Raw genomic sequence first — 17,185 nt, forward strand, 5'->3', positions numbered from 1 at the left:
TATTTGGAAGAAAGGTGGGAAAGAAAATGAACGGATCAGAGCAGAACCTGATTGAGGCGCTGAAAGAGATTGCGGATGAACTTTATCCCAACATGATATTTTTCGCCCAGAAACTGGTTCAGACCCCAAGTATCAGCGGCACGGAGGGGAAGCTGGCCGACTTGGATATCGCTGAAATGCAAAAGCTCGGCTATGATGAAGTTTTTCGGGACGCCCAGGGAAACATCGTCGGTGTCGTCAACGGGACGGAACCGGGACCGACAATTATGTATAATTCTCACATGGATCATGTGAGCCCCGGAGATCCGGCCAATTGGCTGGGCTATGACCCCTATGGGGGAGAAATTGATGTCTGTGCGGTGGATACCCGGGACAAAAAGCCCGATCAGGCGGAATGTATTCACGGACGGGGAGCCTCGGATGTCAAGTGCGGGGAAGCGGTGCAAATTTATACGGGAGGTCTGCTTTTGAAACTGCGGGAGAAAGGATTCCCCCTGAAAGGCAGGTTCCTGTTTACCGGGGTTGTGCAGGAGGAGCCGGCCGAAATGGTAGGAATGCTGCATTTGCTTGACCAGACATTTCCCGCCAAAGGACTGACGTATGATGCCATGGTTTCCTCAGAAGCCACTTCTTTAAAAATTTACTGCGGACACCGGGGCCGCGTGGAAATGCTGATCACGGTTTACGGCCGGACATCACACGGCAGTGCCCCCTGGCTGGGCGTTAATGCCATTTATAAAGCGCTGCCGCTCATCACCAGAATCAAAGACGAACTTTATCCGTCTCTGCCAAGTGATCCTGAGCTGGGACAGGCTTCCGTTTCCCTTAATATTATTGAATGTTCCCCCGGCGCATTATCGATTGTCCCGGACAGATGTATGCTTTCTCTGGACCGGAGGACCTTGCCCGGTGAAACAGCCGCTTCGGCCATTGCCCAGATTCAGAAGATCATTGATGATTTAGCGGCCCAGGATCCGGAGTTCAGAGCTGATGTTGCGGTTAAAAGTGCCGTCGAAACATCTTATACAGGATTATCTTATGAGGCGGCCAAAGATATGGATCCCTGGAAAATCAGCCCGGATCATGGATTTGTACAGGCTGCGGCGGCGGCACTGGAAGCCCTTGGCCAGAAGGTGGAATACGGGTACTGGGATTTTGGAACGGACGCCAGCAAAACCTGCGGGATCGACAGAAAACCGACAATCGGCTATTCTCCCATGCAGGAACAATATGCCCACACCCCTTATGATAAATGCCGCACGGATTTTATGAAAACCGCGTTGGAAGGCAATGCGGCAATTTATCTGAACGCAACCCTTCAGGGGCCTGAAACCTACAAAAAAGTTGAGTGGAAATAGCGCAGGCCCGGGACAAGGAAAATTTGTCACAGAATTTATCTTCGGAATCAGGTTAGGAGGTTGGAAGATGGACTTGATCATCAAAAACGGCACAATTATTTCTCCTACTGAAACATATAAGGCGGATATCGCTGTTCGAGACGGAAAAATTTTGGCGATCGGCTCAGAATTTCCGGAAGCAGGCGCCAAAATAGTAGATGCCGCGGGCAAGCTTGTGCTGCCCGGAGCAATCGATGTGCATACGCATTTGGCCATGCCGTTTGGCGGAACGGTATCTGCGGACAGTTATTTTTCAGGAACAAGGGCGGCAGCCTGCGGCGGTGTGACAACTGTTTTTGACTATCCGGTACAAAGAAAAGGAAACACAATTTTAGGACTGATCAACGAAAAAAAAGAGATCTGTGCCCAAGAAGCCTGTGTCGACTACGCCTTTCATTGCTGTATTACTGATTTAAATGACGGCGCGATCTTGGAAGAAATGCAGAAAGCGGTTGAGGAAGGGATTACAAGTTTTAAATGTTTCTTTGTGTATAAAAAAGAAGGCATGATGGTCGATGACGGAACCTTTGCCAAACTGCTTTTGCGTGCCAAAGAAATCGGAGCGATGATCAATATTCATGCGGAAAATCCTGATCTGATCGATCTGAAGATCGCGCAATTCAAAAAAGAGGGAAAGACCTCACCCTGGTATCATTATTTAAGCCGCCCGGAATTTGTGGAAGCCGAGGGAGACAAAAGGGCCATTCATTGGGCCAAGAATCTGGAAGCCCCTCTTTATCTTGTGCACATGGCGGATAAAGAAGGCCTGGAAGCCGCTATCACAGCCAAAACGGATGGATACGACATCTATGTGGAAACCTGTCCGCAATATTTGGAATTTACCAGTGAAGTTTATAAACGGGAAGACGGCCGGAATTTTGTCTGTTCCCCGCCCATGAAAGGGCAGGAAAGTCAGGACGCCTTATGGAAGGCGGTGAAGACAGGCGGGATCGACACGATCGCTACGGATCACTGTCCGTTCCAAAGCGCTGAAAAGGATTGGGGCAAAGATGATTTTACGAAAATCCCCAATGGCTGTGCCGGTATTGAGAACATGTATCCTTACATGCTGGCGGCCGCCAATGAAGGGAAGATCAGTTTTAACAGAGCAGTTGAGCTATGTTCCGCCAATCCGGCCCGGATATTCGGCTGTCAGGAAAAGGGCTCGCTAACAGTGGGCAAAGACGCGGATATCGTGATCTATGATCCGGAAAAAGACTTCACGGTTTCAGTGGCAACAATGCACTCTGACTATGATCATACCATTTGGGAAGGCAAACAATTTCACGGTTATCCTGTGATGACGTTTTCTCGCGGCAGGTTGGTCTACGAAGAGGGAAAATTTGTTGGAGAAGCCGGCTGGGGGAATTTTGTCAAAAGAGCGGGCAGAGGGAAGTGAGGTTGATCACCTTTGCGGGAAACAATACGAAATCAATTTTCGGCCAAAAGTGAAGCGGATAGTTGTTTACTCTGCTATACGGCACCATGTACAGCAAACTGTCCGCACGGGCTGGATGCGGCAAAGCTGATTCGTTCCCTGCGTTTTAAACATATTCCTGGAGGAGCTGATTGGCCAAAGTGCGGTGATGTTTGCGGCCCATGCGAGTCCCAAGACTGTACGGAAGCCTGTCTGAGAGGAAAGATGGATCGTCCGGTCAGAATACCTGAGCTCATCGAATATGTCAGGAATTTGGGTCAGAGTAAATTCAGATTACCGGGTAAAATAAATTTGGGAATTGAATTTTGCGGGATACCATGTGAGAATCCGTTTTTCTTATCTTCTTCAGTGGTTGCCAGTAATTATACAATGGTAGCGAAAGCATTTGAGATGGGATGGGCAGGGGCGGTTTTTAAGACAATCGGAACCTTCGTTCCGCAAGAAGTTTCACCAAGATTTTCCAGCATTGGCAAAGAAGGAAACTCTTTCAGCGGTTTCAAAAACATTGAGCAAATATCGGATCACACGTTAGAAGAAAATTTGGAGTTTATGTCCCGACTCAAAAGGGATTTCCCGCATAAAGTGGTTGTCGCCTCCATTTTGGGTCAGGATGAAGAGGAGTGGACATTCCTGGCTCGAAAAGTCACTGAGGCTGGAGTGGACATCATTGAATGCAATTTTTCCTGTCCCCATATGACGGGAGAAGGGTTAGGGTCAGATGTGGGTCAAAGCCCTGAATTGGTCGCTTTGTATACAGCGGCAACCAGAAAAGGAACAGACTTGCCAATCCTGGCCAAAATGACCCCGAACATCGGGAATATGGAGATTCCCGCTATCGCGGCCATGGAGAACGGAGCGACAGGAATCGCGGCGATTAATACCATAAAAAGCATTATGAATATCAATCTCGATGACTTTGTCTCGGAGCCGCGGGTAGACGGCAAATCCTGCGTCGGAGGGTATTCCGGCAAAACAGTCAAACCAATTGCCTTGCGTTTTATTCATGATATGAAAAAACATCCCAAATTGAAAGAATGTCCGATCAGCGGTATGGGCGGGATTGAAACCTGGAGGGATGCGGCTGAATTCATCGCGATGGGCTGTGCCAACGTGCAAATAACAACTTCAGTCATGCAATACGGTTACCGAATAATTGAAGATTTCATTGACGGATTGACAGCATTTTTATCGGAAAAAGGATACCACTCGCTCCAGGAAATAATCGGACTGGCTTTACCGAATGTTGTGCAGGCGGATCAATTAAACCGGAACTCCATCTCCTATCCGAAATTTGATTTCCATAAATGTCTTGGCTGCGGAAGGTGTTATCTATCCTGTTATGACGGCGGTCATCAAGCTTTGGAAATCGCCGAAGAAAACGGAAGACCGAAACTTATGCCCAAAAAATGTGTCGGATGTCAGCTTTGTACCTTTGTATGTCCGGCCGGAGCAATTTCTTCCAGTACAAGAGTGAACGCTTAAGTCTGTTTAAATAAGCCTGTTTGAAAAGTCTGTTAAAAATTCTGTTAAAAGTCTGTTTAAAATAGAACTGCAAGGAAGCAGGGGATAAATTTTCACTCACATTATGGGTAAGAATTTTATCACCCTTTTTTGTTGAGGAGGCCTGTTATGAATGCGCCAGAAATTCAAATTAAAAATGTAAGCATGATCTATCCGGTCAAAAACGGAGAAGAGGTCATTGCCCTCAATGATGTCAGTCTAGACATTCAGGAAGGAGAATTCATTTCTTTGCTTGGACCTTCGGGCTGCGGAAAAACGACATTGTTAAGGATTATTGCCGATTTGCTTCATCCGACAGCCGGCAGTGTATCAATCAGAGGTCAATCGCCCAGAGACATCAGATTGCAGCAAAAATACGGAATCGTCTTTCAAAGCCCGGTTCTTTATGATTGGAGAACGGTCAGGAGAAATATTTGCATGCCGATGGAGATTATGGGGATTCCCAGAAAAGAGCGCACAGCCAGGATCAATCAAATGCTGGACCTCGTCGGACTGCAGGATTTCGGTTATAAATACCCATTTGAACTGAGCGGGGGAATGCAGCAGAGAGTAGGAATATGCAGGGCCTTGGCGCTTAATCCGGAGTTTTTGTTAATGGACGAGCCATTTTCAGCTTTGGATGAGTTTACCCGTGAAAAACTCAATGAAGATTTGCTCGGTATTTGGAGTAAAACCAGAAAGACGGTCATTTTCGTCACCCATAACATTGTGGAATCAGTATTTTTATCGGATCGGGTTGTCGTTCTTTCTCCGCACCCCGGCAGGCTCTCCGCCATAGTCAATATTGATTTGCCGCGTCCCCGGGAAAACTCAATCCGGGAAACCCCTGAATTTTTTAAATATGTGGCCGAGATCAGAAGAAGCTTTGAGGGGGTGTGAAGGTGAACAAAAAGGAAAAAAGACAGGTGGGAATTGTTTGGATCATCGGGATAGCTGTTTTTTGGGAATTGTTATCTTTTCTTCTTGAACACGCTTTTCATGACAGTATGGCTTCCGCGAAGCTGCCCTATCTGCATACAATTGTGTCTACCTGGTTTGAAAATTGGGATATGCTGCTTGTTGCCGGGGCGGTGACATTCTCCCGGGCCGCAATCGGGTTTGCGTTAGGGGCGGCGGTGGGGATTATTCTGGCCGTGATCATGAGCTTGTCCAAGACAGCGGAGAGAATTGCTTTTCCGTACCTGATTATTTCTCAGATGATACCGGTTTTGGGATTGGCTCCGATTATTTTCAATATTGTCAGAGACATGGACCTGTCCAGAATCATGATCGCGGCCTATATCACCTTTTTCCCGGTTTCTGTAAATATGCTCAGCGGACTGAAAAGTGTCGAGCAGGAGAAAAAAGATTTGCTGTTCTCTATTGCCGCCAATAAATTTAAAATTTACGCGAAGCTAATGTTCCCATTCTCCCTGTCCTTTTTGTTTACAGGGTTAAAAATTGCCGCGCCAATGTCCGTTACTGCCTCAATACTGGTAGATATGTTAGGTTCTAAAAGTGGGATCGGCGTGAAGATGCTGTATTCTCTGTACTCCAACTCGACAGATATTTTCTGGGCTTCCGTGATGACAAGCGCTCTTATGGGAATCATCAGTTTTTATCTGGTTGTTCTTGCCGAAAGAATTTTACTGCCGTGGCAAACCATGAAGCCAAGGGAGGAGGGGGTTTAACCATGAAAATTGATTGGAAAAATTTATTATGGCCGGCCGCTTTCGGAATCATCTTTATCCTGGCCTGGCAACTGGGACTATTCCATAAAGTTTTAAATTTAAAGCCTTTTCAATTGCCGATTCCGTCGGAGATTGTTTCTACCCTTTGGAAGAACCTGCCGAAAGCGTTAAGTGACTGCGGAGTAACGATTTCCGGGGCAATTGTCGGGATGGTTTTGGGTTCGTTGATTGGGTTTATGATCGCGGCGATTGCAACATTTTTTCCGAAATGGGGCTATGGCGGAATGATATTAATCACCGCATTCAATGCAGTTCCGATTGTCGCCCTTTCCCCCATCATGAACTTGTGGTTTTCAACCGGGATGGGACAAAAAATCGGTGTTGTGACAGTGGTCTGTATGGCGGCAATGGCCATAAACGCTTATGGCGGCTTAAACAACTTAAAGCCTTTTTCCTTGGATTTGATGCACTCCGTAGCTGCGGACAAATGGACGATATTTAAAAAACTGCGTTTGCCAAATTCTCTTCCGTATCTTTTTACAGCGGCAAAAATCAATATCGCGGCATCGATTATTGCGGCAATCATCAGTGAGTATTTTGCGGCTTCGACTTCGGGATTGGGATTTGGGATTAAAGATAACCTGCGGAAAGCGGAGATGGCCATGGGATGGTCTTATATTGTTGTGGCTTCCCTGGCGGGCGTGATCCTTTACTGTATTATTCTGCTGGTCGAACGTGATGCTATAAAATGGCACGCTTCACAAAAATAAATATTTTATTTAGGAGTTGACGATTTATGGGGAAAAGAAAAGTTTTGACAGGTCTCTTGGTTGTGCTTCTGTTAGCAGTCTTGGTTATCTCAGGATGTAGTTCCAGCCCCCAGGCAAGTTCAGATCAAGGAGCCCAGGCTTCGGGGAAACTTGACAAAATGACCCTTCAGCTTAAATGGCTGCCTCAATCACAATTCATGGGGTACTATGTCGCTCAGGCCAAAGGATATTACAAGGAACAAGGAATTGACTTGCAGATTCTTCCCGGCGGAAGCGATATTATCCCGGAACAGCAGGTATACAATGGGGTGGCTGATGTAGGGGTAACATGGGTTTCCAGCTTAATGAAATATCAGTCTCAGGGATGGGATCTTGTTCATGTCGGACAAATATTCCAGAAAAGCGCTCTGCTGCTGGTATCTAAAACCTCAAAAGGAATTAATTCGCCCGCGGATCTGAAAGGGAAAAAAGTTGGTTCCTGGTTTGGGGGAAATGAATACGAAATTTATGCTTTATTAGAAGCAAACGGACTGAACAAGGAGAAAGATCTCAAGCTGGTACAGCAGGATTACACCATGAACCAGCTGCTGAATGATCAGCTGGATGCCGCTTCAGCAATGACCTATAACGAATACGGACTACTTCTGGAAGCGGGAATGAAAGAGAGCGATCTTCATGTGATTGATATGAACGATGCCAAGGTTGCCATGCTCGAGGATTGCCTTTTTGTAAAATCGGATTGGATAGCAAAGAATGCCGATCTTTATCAACGCTTCCTCAAAGCTTCGATCAAAGGATGGCAGGATGCTTGCGCAGACCCCGCGGTAGCCGGTAAAACAGTTTATGACGCAGACAAGAGCGTTTCTCTGGACCATCAGGTATACATGGCCAAAGAAGTGGCGAAGCTTGTTGAACCACAGGGATTTGATCCGGCTAAAATTGGCTATACAGATATGAATGCCATAAAGCAAACCGGTGATCTGGCACACAAATACGGATTGTTAACGAAGCCTGCGGTAATCTCAGAAGATACCTTTGCCAGTAAATATTGGCAGCAGGCAACAGGAAAATAGATCCAAACATATACTGGACAATCGTAAATTTACTCCGCGGCCTGCCTCTTTTAATGAGGCAGGCCTCTTTTGCTTTGGCCAAAGAGGAAAGGAAGCAAAATGTGCCGGGAATAGATCCCGGTCTTTTTTGATGGAGAATTGTAAAAACTGACCTGGGAAAAATAAGACAAAATATGATGATGAGCTGTTGAAGAAAGCGAGAAAATAGTAATTGATATCGAATGATATCTGAAAAACAAGAATAAAAGAGAGAATTGAAATAATAACGCGAAATAAAAAAATGGACAACAATATCCATGTATTATAATATAAATTTGTAATTCTCTACTACTACTTATATTGGTTCTAATATTTTATAATTAGATTTTGCTTTTCGGTTCGTTATCTACCCAATATGGAATGTAATAATATATGTAGTTGGCGCCATATTAATCTAACCAATTTGGAATTTAACATGAGAAATATAAAGACGGGAGGTGAATGCTATGCGGATTAAAGTGGAATTGGAGACGAAAGAAGAGACATTGCCCCTGAATTATAGGGAGAAGTTTCTGTCTTATTTGAAAAAAATTTTTGAGGACCATAACCGAGACATTTATCAGGCACTTTATAGCTCTGGGGCCAATTATAAACCCCTGTGTTCAGCCATTTATTTCCGGCCAGAAGTAGAAATTGTAAAAACAGGCATAACCTTAAAAAGCAAGCGCTTCGTTGCTACCTTTACCACGCGGGATGTGATGATGGGGGTGCATTTAATCAATGCCTTACTGTCCAGGCGCAACCACTGGGCCCCTTTAGCCGACACCGGAAACCAGCTTAAAATCACAGCAGTGACCAAGGTCCGGGAACATGAGATGACTGACACGGCGGCTTTTCGGATTCTTTCGCCCGTCGTGGTGCGGGATCATGACCAGAAAGAGGGCAGGGATTGGTATTTAACCTTTGAAGATAAGCTGTTTGAAGCGGTCTGGAAGCGCAATTTAAAGTCTGAACTGCGAACTGTTTTGGGACGGGATGCGGGCCACGATGTAGATGGACTGAACATCAAACCGATCCAGCTCAGGAAAACGGTAGTGCTCTGTTATTCAATTTATTTACCCTGTACCATTGGAACATTTGCGTTGGAGGGAGAGCCTTACTTACTGGATTATCTCTACAAATCGGGGCTGGGAAGCAAGCGTTCTTTAGGCTTTGGCTGCCTGGATATCTTGTAGAAAGGAGGGAGGAAGATGGAAGAGGAGATTTTACGCCTCAGACTGGGAGACTGGCAGTGGAACGGGGCAGTGATTGGGTTTATCCGCATTGTCGGCAGGGAAAACGTTCTCTTTGAAAATGAATCTATAAAATTTTCATCCAAACTTCTGGAAAACTTCGAGGAAAAGTATTTTGCTTATTTCATCAAGGCCTATGAGAAAACTTTATCATGGTATAAAATCGTCAGCTTTAAAGAATGGCTGGAAGCCCAGGAGGACGATGAGTTTGGGACATTTGTCCTTAAGGATCTTAACGCTTTGAATGAACAGATCAAAACCGTGAAAAGCCTGATCAAGAGCAACAGCTATAAAGCAGCCTATGAACTGATGGCACTGGGTGAAGATATCCTGGTTTGGGAAAAGGAATTGGTCTCCATCAAAGAACCGAAAAGCGAACAGGCTTTTGCGGCGGACAAGCCTGAATTGATCGCTAAGGTCAGGGAAACCTTCTCTACATTAAGGAAAATCATCTCTTATTGTGAAAGTCCGGAAGGGAAACGGTACATTCGGGCTAAGAACATTATTTACACCGTGATTAAGAATGCCTGGAACGGGGTCAGTTTCCTGAATCCCCAGACAAAAGAAAAAGATGTTTATTTGGATTACAAAGCGCATTTTGTGGATGGAGCCATCGCTTACCTCAAGCAGAATAAAGATAAATTCAAATATCACTGTTTTATTTGCGATGAGCCGATCAAGGATATGAGCCTTGACCTGAGCTTTATGAACGCCACCGGATTTGATGTAGCCAGAAAATCCTCTCATGTGTGGGATTTTCAAAACGATATTGCGGTCTGCCCCTTGTGCAAATTGATTTATTCCTGTTTGCCCGCCGGATTCACCTATGTTTACGACCGGGGGATCTATATCAATATCAATACGAGTGTGGAAGACGCTTATGAAGTTAACTACAAAATCCATCACGAGGTTCTCCGAAAGGAAGGAAATTTACGCTCCATTTATCCGGTTCTGATCGGAGCCCTGCACGAACAGGAGAATGCAGGTGCTAGCTATGAACTGGCCGATATCCAGGTGGTTCGTTATGAACGGGAGGCTTACCGGTTCAATATTTTGTCCCGCAAAATGCTGCAGCTTATTTTTGATTCAAAGGACAGGCTGGACAGTCTCATCAATACATCGTTTGCGGAAAATAAACTAACCGTCCGCATCTATGATGAAGCGATTTCCCGGATTTTTAACAATCAGAACTTATTTACCCTGATTCACCGCATGCTTTATGATCTGCTGTCCGATCCGTCCAAATGCCGCTTTAACGGAGCGCATATCACCCATTTATTAAGAATCAATCAACGGATTTACCAAACGTTAGGAGGGATGAAAATGGGGTGTGAAGATAAGGACAACGCCCTGGTCCGGGAGGCCAGAACAGCTGGAGAACAGTTAAAAAGGTACTATTATGGGAAAAATGCTCAGCATAAACTGCCGGGTATTTGCTATCGCTTACTTAATGCGCTAAAAACGTCCAATCAGGAAATGTTTTTGGATGTAACGTTGAATTGTTATCTTTATGTAGGTTTTCCAGTTCAGAGGGTACATACCGACTCGCTGGGACAGGAAAAGGATTTCAGCACTGTGGGATATGCTTTTGTTGCCGCCTTGATCGATAATAGCAAGAGCGAAGACAAAGGCAGCAGTCCGGTTGGGGAAATGGAGGAGGAGAAAAAATGAAAAGCAAAGGATTGACATTAACTATTATATTTCAAGCGGAGAGCGCCAATTATGGCGAAAGTGTGGGCAATGTGGCCGCTCTGAAAAAGATTTCCCGGGACCGGGGAGATCAGTACACGTATATATCCCGACAAGCGCTGCGCTACAATATTGCCGAACAGCTGGGAGAGGATTTGGCGCCGGTAAAGGCAGAGGGCAGCGGAGAAAAAAAGGTGATTCAATTTAGCGAAGAAGCTACCATTGAGCATTATCCGGAAATCGACTTTTTCGGTTATTTAAAGACAGAGAAGGGGACAGGAGGCAAGAAACGCAGTGCCAAAGTGCGGCTTTCTCATGCGATATCACTGGAACCTTTTCATGGTGACCTCGACTTCCTGACCAATAAAGGTCAGGCGGATAAGATTAAAGAGAATATGAATATCGCCCAGGCGGAAATTCATCGCTCCTATTACCGCTATACCGTCACAGCCGACCTGGATCAGATCGGTGAGGATGAGGTATATGACATCAGCCTGCCAGGTGCGGAAAGGGCGCGGCGGGTTAAAAAACTGCTGGACACGCTGGCCTTTTTGTATAGGGATATCCGCGGCCGCAGGGAAGATCTGAAACCGTTGTTTGCCATTGGCGGAGTTTATGATATCAAAAATCCCGTCTTTCAGAATGTGGTCGATGTGAAAAATAATACTGTCAATATCGCGGAGATTGAAGGGGTTCTTTACGACAATATCAAGGAGGACACCTATTGCGGCGTGGTGGAGAATAGTTTCGTCAATACCGGCGCCCTGAAAGAAACCCTTGGCGCTTCGTCCATGCCCGCGTTTTTCACCAAACTGAAGGAAAAGGTGGATCAGTACTATGAAGGCCGTTAGAGTCCGCCTGCACCAGGATATGGTGAATTACAAGAAGCCCACCAGCTTCCAGCTGAAAGAAACCTATCCTCTGCCTCCTCATTCTACGGTGATCGGGATGGTGCACAGTTTATGCGGCTATACCGAGTATCAGCCCATGCAGGTCAGTGTTCAGGGCAAGTATTTTTCCAGGGTCAATGATCTCTACACCCGCTATGAATTTAAAAATGCCATGAAATATGAAGCGGCCAGGCATCAATTGCAAGCGGGAGAGTACGGGATCAATCAGGGGGTAGCGACCGCGGAGCTGCTGGTGGATGTGGAGCTTTTGCTCCACATCATGCCTGAGGATCAGGAGAAAGTTGAGGAAATCCATCAAGCGCTTAAGAACCCCAAAGAATACCCTTCCTTGGGCCGGCGGGAAGATCTGGCCACATTTGAGGAGGTAAAGGTCGTCGAGTTAAGCCTGACCGAACTGGAGGAGCCAGTTGACGCCCCCGATGATTACTATGCCTATATTCCGCTGAGTCTTCTGGAGGACGAAAGCGTCCAACTGCTCCATCATAACCGGGTCATGGGAGATCGTCAGCCGGGAACCCGCTACAGGCTGACCAAGGATTATGAATTGGTTGATTATGGGACAAAAAAAGCGCCCAAACGATTCAGGCGCTGGAATAAGGTGGACGTTATTTACGGCGTGCCCACTGCGCTGATTGAAGGAAAAGTGACGCTGGATGAGGATGGGCTTGTCGCCTATCTGGTTTAAAGAAAGGTCTGACTTCAAAGTAAACGGGCCTGGCTTTAGGTTATACAGGTCTGATTAATACTGAGCAGGCTGATTAAGGTAAGCAGAGGTGAGCTTTATGGATGAGAAGAAAAGACGAAAAGGGATAGATGAATCAGCCTTGGCCAAATCTCAACCGAAAGAGGATATTCAAACCCATACGGACGGTTTGCTGTGCAACTTGAACATTCTCAAAGAGCTTTATCCCAATCTGTTCGCAGATTGGGATAAATTATATGAATTGCTGCGACTGGCCTGCCTTTATCACGATATGGGCAAATTGTATCCCCGGTTCCAATATTGCATTGCCCGCCGGATTCCTTATGATGGTATCCCCCATGGGCTCTTGAGCTTGGCATTTATCGACTGGAAACGGCTCAGGCAGGAAAAGGGATTGAATAACGATGATTTAAAACTGCTCTATCAAGCGGTGGCTTATCATCATGACCGGAAAATGCCGATGGGCAATAAGGAAATTGAGGCGGAGTTTCCTAAACTCAGAGAGGGGTGGGAACGCTTTGAATATTCGGAATTGCCCTGGAAAGGTGAGATCCAAAAAGTAATCAATCAACGCTATTTTGGAGTCGGTAAGCGGATCGGCAAAAGAGATCAAGATTTGTTCCCTCGCTTTATCAAGTTGGAAGGCTTGTTGATCCGCCTGGATTATGCTGCTAGTGCTCATGTGAAAGTAGAGCATCCCAATGATTTTTTGGCGCAAGATATGGAAGGCTTAATAGAGCGTTGGAGAAAGAACGGTATTGGAACCAAATGGAACGATTTGCAGCTTTATATGAGTCAGAACCGGGATAAAAATGTAATAGCCATCGCCCAGACCGGGATGGGAAAAACCGAGGCAGGTCTGCTGTGGCTGGGCAATGCCAAGGGGTTCTTTACCCTGCCCCTGAAAAGTGCGATTAATGCCATCTACCAGCGGATCATTGACGAAATCGTCATGGAAAAAAAGGACGAACGGGTAGGCCTCCTGCATTCCGACACTTACACCCAGTATTTGCAGCTTAAAGAAGAAAGCGCAAAGGGCAAAGAAACAAAGGAGGAAGAGGAAGATATCCCTGCAGATCTTTATTATGCCAGGACCCGACAATTATCTTTGCCCCTAACTGTTTGTACTCTGGATCAGCTGTTTGATTTTGTTTTCCTCTATTGGGGGTTTGAGCGGAAGCTGGCGACTCTGGCCTATGCCAAAATTATTATTGATGAAGTTCAGATGTATTCCCCTGAACTGATGGCCTATTTGATTTTAGGGCTGCGCTATATCACCGGAATGGGGGGCAGGTTTGCTATTCTCACAGCGACTCTGCCGGCCTTTTTCATCGATCTTCTGCGAGAGGAGAAGATACCTTTTGCGCCTCGCCGCACCTTTACCGATGGCAGAATCCGGCATAGCCTGAAGGTGATTGCGAAAGCGATCAGCGGGGAAGATATCGTGGAGCTGAGCAGGCAATATCCGGGCAAAAAGATCCTGGTGATTTGCAATACGGTGAAGAGTGCAGTCAATCTGTACCGCCAGCTTCGGTGGGATCAGGATTTGCAGGAGGTTAAACTGGTTGATGTCAATGGGAAGGAGGGCGATCCGTCAGAGGATAGAGATGGGGAGCGGGAAGCTTCCGGGGTGAACTTGCTCCACAGCTGCTTTATCAAACGGGACCGGAGAGAAAAGGAACGGCTGATCTTAAAAATGGGTGAAAAAGACAGTAACCAGAGCGGGATCTGGATAGCCACGCAAATTGTCGAGGCTTCTCTGGACATCGATTTTGATCTGCTGTTCACCGAGCTGTCCGACCTGAACGGTCTTTTTCAGCGGATGGGCCGGTGCTACCGCAAGCGGGAACTGAAAGGCACTCCGTACAATTGCTTTGTATTTACGGGAGGAAGCAAGCCGTGCAGCGGGGTGGGAGTCTTTATTGATCAAGAGATCCACCGCCTTTCTCAAGCGGCTTTGGCAGAAACGGATGGGATCTTGAGAGAAGCGCAGAAGGTGGAGATGATTGAAAAATTGTATACGAAGGAAAACCTGCCGGAGTATTATGAGCACATTAAAAAAGATTTAGCTTATGCTGACTGTTGGTCTGTGGGAGAGATTAAGGCCAGTAAGGCCAAAGAGAAGTTCAGGGACATTGATAATGTGGCCGTGATTCCCCGTCAGGTGTACGAAACTTATCGGCAGGAGATTGCACAGGCTCAGTCAATTCTCCAGATGGATTATTCCGGCATGACGGAAGAGCAGATCAGGGAGTTAAAGGAATCGAAAGCTAAGGCACGCAATGCGATCATGGACTTTACGGTGGATATTTCCCGTTCTTGGTATCAAGATATTGAAACGGATCAGATCTTGGAGCTTAATCGGTATGAACGAGTTCCCATTGTGAAAGGCGATTATAACAGTCAAGTGGGGATGATTCGTCCGGCCCTGAAAAAGAATGCCGAATTTACAGATTTTTCATCACGGAGTTTTTAGCCGGAAAATTTGCCGCCTTTGTGAAGCCGTCCGGCGAAAGGAGGGGAAATGGCCTTGCACATTACCGGAACGATGTTTTATTACTATTTTGTCTGCCGACGGAAGCTATGGTGCTTTAGCCAGCACATTACTCTGGAAAATGAGAGCGAGCGGGTTTTATTGGGGAAGATTCTTGATGATATGGCTTATGGCCGGGAGCACAAGCACATTATGATTGATGAAACCGTGAATGTGGATTTTATCAAAGACTGGAAGATCCTGCACGAAATTAAAAAGAGCAAAAGCATTGAAGAAGCGTCCATCTGGCAGGTTAAGTATTACCTTTATTTTCTGAACCAGCGGGGTATCAAGATCGAGAAAGGTATTCTGGATTATCCCAAGATCAAGGAACGGGAGGAAATCAGGCTGGAACCGGGGGATGAGGAGAAAATCAAGAGAATTCTGCAGGATATTGAGGAGATTGTGTCCCAGGAAAAAATGCCCCCGCCGGTCAACGCAAAAATCTGTAAGAGTTGTGCTTATTATGAGTACTGTTATGTGTAGGGAGGATGGATATGGCGGAAAGTTTTTATCTTTTTTCCAACGGGGAATTGCAGCGTAAGGATAATGTTTTGCGCATGGTGGCGCCGGACGGACGCTTCAAGGATATTAAAGTGGAAATGACCAGAGATATTTACCTGTTCGGAGAGGTCAGCCTGAATACCAAATGCCTGAACTATGCGGGACAATTGTCTATCCCGATTCACATCTTTAATTATTACGGGTTTTATACCGGGAGCTTCTATCCTAAGGAAGAAAATGTATCGGGCAAGTTATTGATTGGTCAGGTACAGCATTATACGGACCCGCGGCAGCGGTTGGAAATTGCCAGGGCTTTCATTGAGGCGGCCAGCTATAATATGCTGCGCAATCTGCGCTATTATAATGAGCGCAGCCGGGACTTGGAAGCTTGTATGGCAGAGATCAGGGGGTTAAGAAAAGGAATTGAAACGGCCAAGGATATTCAGGAACTGATGGGAGTGGAAGGAAGCATCAGGAAGGCTTATTATGGCAGCTGGAAAGAAATCATTAACCAGGAGATTGACTTTGAAAAGAGAGTCAAACGCCCGCCGGACAATATGATCAATGCCCTGATTTCTTTTGTAAATTCCCTGGTCTATGTGACCTGTCTGACCGAGATCTATAAAACGCAGCTCCATCCGGCGGTGAGCTATCTCCATAGCGCGGGAGAGCGGCGGTTTTCCCTTTGTCTGGATATTGCCGAAGTCTTCAAACCTCTGATCGCTGACCGCTTGATTTTTTCCATGCTGAATAAGAAAATGCTAACGGAAAAGGATTTTGAGCGGGAGTCCAATTTTTGCTATTTGAAAGAGGCCGGGCGCAAGCGTTTATTGGAGCAATATGATGAAGATCTGAATCGGACGATCCGGCATAAAGGGCTGAATAAGAATGTATCTTACCGCTATCTTATCCGGCTTGAGTGTTATAAGCTGATCAAGCATTTGATGGGGGACAAGCAATATGAAGGTTTTATGATCTGGTGGTGAAAGGCAATGTATATTATACTGGTTTATGATATTGAAATGGATGAAGGCGGAGCCAGGGCTTCCAGACGGATTTTCAAAACCTGCAAGAAGTATTTGACTCATGTACAGAAATCGGTATTTGAAGGAGACATTACTCCCGCTCTGCTGAAAAAGCTTCAGGCGGAGCTAAGCGCTTATATTAGAGAGGACCGGGACTCCGTATTGGTTTTTAAAAGCAGAGAGGAGCGATGGCTGCAAAAAGAATTTTGGGGCAAAGAGGATGATAAAACCTCTAATTTTTTCTAGGGTTTTGGATAATGAGGTTTTCTGTCGACCGGGGATAGTGTAATTTTTCCCGGAGAACGACAAAGCATTGATATGCCTGGAAAATGTGTATGATGACAGCAGACTTATCTGGGAAAATAGGTGTTGATTTTGGGTGCCACCGTATAGATCGACAGAAATTGAAGGTGGAGGCCTTGATATAGGCCGGTTTCAGGAAGGAAGCTTGTAATTTAACCAGAATGGAATGTAAAGAATAGCAAACTTACAGGTATTATTCTCTCGGCCGACCTTGTAATTTAACCAGAATGGAATGTAAAGTCTTTATGTTCACATTACACTGAAGAGTCCGTCTTGCTTGTAATTTAACCAGAATGGAATGTAAAGTCAGCATAAATAACTAAATTATCCACGTTATCCTCCTTGTAATTTAACCAGAATGGAATGTAAAGGCCTCC

15 protein-coding genes and 1 CRISPR repeat array (1 of these 16 running past the window's edge) are annotated in these 17,185 nt (G+C 45.9%); all 15 genes read left to right on the plus strand.

Annotated features, from left to right (window positions below):
* The first annotated feature begins 26 nt into the window (after positions 1-26).
* The 15 genes from SGLY_RS06880 (at position 27) to cas2 (ending at position 16,751) form a co-directional block, all read left to right on the plus strand.
* Positions 27-1,358, plus strand: coding sequence for a M20/M25/M40 family metallo-hydrolase (locus tag SGLY_RS06880; protein ID WP_013624551.1), 1,332 nt, complete (start codon positions 27-29; stop codon positions 1,356-1,358).
* 67 nt (positions 1,359-1,425) lie between these two features.
* Complete coding sequence (gene hydA / locus SGLY_RS06885; RefSeq protein WP_013624552.1) at positions 1,426-2,796, plus strand: dihydropyrimidinase; 1,371 nt, start codon at positions 1,426-1,428, stop codon at positions 2,794-2,796.
* Positions 2,797-2,808: 12 nt separating this feature from the next.
* Positions 2,809-4,317: an NAD-dependent dihydropyrimidine dehydrogenase subunit PreA gene (gene preA, locus SGLY_RS06890; RefSeq protein ID WP_013624553.1), complete on the plus strand. Its 1,509-nt coding sequence runs from the start codon at positions 2,809-2,811 to the stop codon at positions 4,315-4,317.
* 147 nt (positions 4,318-4,464) lie between these two features.
* Positions 4,465-5,235, plus strand: a complete 771-nt coding sequence (locus SGLY_RS06895; protein WP_013624554.1) for an ABC transporter ATP-binding protein — start codon at positions 4,465-4,467, stop codon at positions 5,233-5,235.
* A 2-nt stretch (positions 5,236-5,237) separates the two neighbouring features.
* Positions 5,238-6,026, plus strand: a complete 789-nt coding sequence (locus tag SGLY_RS06900) for an ABC transporter permease (RefSeq protein ID WP_013624555.1) — start codon at positions 5,238-5,240, stop codon at positions 6,024-6,026.
* Positions 6,027-6,028: 2 nt separating this feature from the next.
* Positions 6,029-6,796, plus strand: a complete 768-nt coding sequence (locus SGLY_RS06905) for an ABC transporter permease (protein ID WP_013624556.1) — start codon at positions 6,029-6,031, stop codon at positions 6,794-6,796.
* A 26-nt stretch (positions 6,797-6,822) separates the two neighbouring features.
* The gene (locus SGLY_RS06910; RefSeq protein WP_013624557.1) at positions 6,823-7,869 is read left to right on the plus strand and encodes an ABC transporter substrate-binding protein; all 1,047 of its coding nucleotides are present in this window, start codon (positions 6,823-6,825) and stop codon (positions 7,867-7,869) included.
* A gap of 485 nt (positions 7,870-8,354) precedes the next feature.
* Positions 8,355-9,083, plus strand: a complete 729-nt coding sequence (gene cas6 / locus SGLY_RS06915) for a CRISPR-associated endoribonuclease Cas6 (RefSeq protein ID WP_013624558.1) — start codon at positions 8,355-8,357, stop codon at positions 9,081-9,083.
* A gap of 15 nt (positions 9,084-9,098) precedes the next feature.
* A complete protein-coding gene (gene cas8a1 / locus SGLY_RS06920) occupies positions 9,099-10,811 on the plus strand; it encodes a type I-B CRISPR-associated protein Cas8b1/Cst1 (protein WP_013624559.1) in 1,713 nt (570 codons plus the stop codon).
* On the plus strand, positions 10,808-11,680 hold the full coding sequence (gene cas7i / locus SGLY_RS06925) for a type I-B CRISPR-associated protein Cas7/Cst2/DevR (RefSeq protein ID WP_013624560.1): 873 nt from the start codon (positions 10,808-10,810) through the stop codon (positions 11,678-11,680). The genes cas8a1 and cas7i overlap by 4 nt, the downstream gene beginning before the upstream one ends.
* Positions 11,667-12,425, plus strand: a complete 759-nt coding sequence (gene cas5b, locus SGLY_RS06930; protein WP_013624561.1) for a type I-B CRISPR-associated protein Cas5b — start codon at positions 11,667-11,669, stop codon at positions 12,423-12,425. Before cas7i ends, cas5b begins: the two co-directional genes overlap by 14 nt.
* A 97-nt stretch (positions 12,426-12,522) precedes the next feature.
* Entirely contained in the window at positions 12,523-14,919 is a 2,397-nt protein-coding gene (locus tag SGLY_RS06935) for a CRISPR-associated helicase/endonuclease Cas3 (RefSeq protein ID WP_013624562.1), read from the plus strand.
* Between the two features lie 48 nt (positions 14,920-14,967).
* Positions 14,968-15,462 (plus strand): CRISPR-associated protein Cas4, encoded by a 495-nt coding sequence (cas4, locus tag SGLY_RS06940; protein WP_013624563.1) that lies wholly within the window; start codon positions 14,968-14,970, stop codon positions 15,460-15,462.
* 11 nt (positions 15,463-15,473) lie between these two features.
* Positions 15,474-16,466: a type I-B CRISPR-associated endonuclease Cas1b gene (gene cas1b, locus SGLY_RS06945; protein WP_013624564.1), complete on the plus strand. Its 993-nt coding sequence runs from the start codon at positions 15,474-15,476 to the stop codon at positions 16,464-16,466.
* Positions 16,467-16,472: 6 nt separating this feature from the next.
* Entirely contained in the window at positions 16,473-16,751 is a 279-nt protein-coding gene (gene cas2, locus SGLY_RS06950; protein WP_013624565.1) for a CRISPR-associated endonuclease Cas2, read from the plus strand.
* A 201-nt stretch (positions 16,752-16,952) separates the two neighbouring features.
* Positions 16,953-17,185: a CRISPR direct-repeat array (repeat unit 30 nt; unit sequence CTTGTAATTTAACCAGAATGGAATGTAAAG) (it continues 1,391 nt past the right edge of the window).

It is taken from the genome of Syntrophobotulus glycolicus DSM 8271, assembly GCF_000190635.1.
GTDB lineage: Bacteria > Bacillota > Desulfitobacteriia > Desulfitobacteriales > Syntrophobotulaceae > Syntrophobotulus > Syntrophobotulus glycolicus.

Excerpts from the sequence above, each read along its gene's own strand:
- SGLY_RS06880 (WP_013624551.1), top strand. The coding sequence starts at position 27 with ATGAACGGATCAGAGCAGAACCTGATTGAGGCGCTGAAAGAGATTGCG.
- hydA (WP_013624552.1), top strand. The coding sequence starts at position 1,426 with ATGGACTTGATCATCAAAAACGGCACAATTATTTCTCCTACTGAAACA.
- SGLY_RS06895 (WP_013624554.1), top strand. The coding sequence starts at position 4,465 with ATGAATGCGCCAGAAATTCAAATTAAAAATGTAAGCATGATCTATCCG.
- SGLY_RS06905 (WP_013624556.1), top strand. The coding sequence starts at position 6,029 with ATGAAAATTGATTGGAAAAATTTATTATGGCCGGCCGCTTTCGGAATC.
- SGLY_RS06910 (WP_013624557.1), top strand. The coding sequence starts at position 6,823 with ATGGGGAAAAGAAAAGTTTTGACAGGTCTCTTGGTTGTGCTTCTGTTA.
- cas6 (WP_013624558.1), top strand. The coding sequence starts at position 8,355 with ATGCGGATTAAAGTGGAATTGGAGACGAAAGAAGAGACATTGCCCCTG.
- cas8a1 (WP_013624559.1), top strand. The coding sequence starts at position 9,099 with ATGGAAGAGGAGATTTTACGCCTCAGACTGGGAGACTGGCAGTGGAAC.
- cas7i (WP_013624560.1), top strand. The coding sequence starts at position 10,808 with ATGAAAAGCAAAGGATTGACATTAACTATTATATTTCAAGCGGAGAGC.
- cas5b (WP_013624561.1), top strand. The coding sequence starts at position 11,667 with ATGAAGGCCGTTAGAGTCCGCCTGCACCAGGATATGGTGAATTACAAG.
- SGLY_RS06935 (WP_013624562.1), top strand. The coding sequence starts at position 12,523 with ATGGATGAGAAGAAAAGACGAAAAGGGATAGATGAATCAGCCTTGGCC.
- cas4 (WP_013624563.1), top strand. The coding sequence starts at position 14,968 with ATGGCCTTGCACATTACCGGAACGATGTTTTATTACTATTTTGTCTGC.
- cas1b (WP_013624564.1), top strand. The coding sequence starts at position 15,474 with ATGGCGGAAAGTTTTTATCTTTTTTCCAACGGGGAATTGCAGCGTAAG.
- cas2 (WP_013624565.1), top strand. The coding sequence starts at position 16,473 with ATGTATATTATACTGGTTTATGATATTGAAATGGATGAAGGCGGAGCC.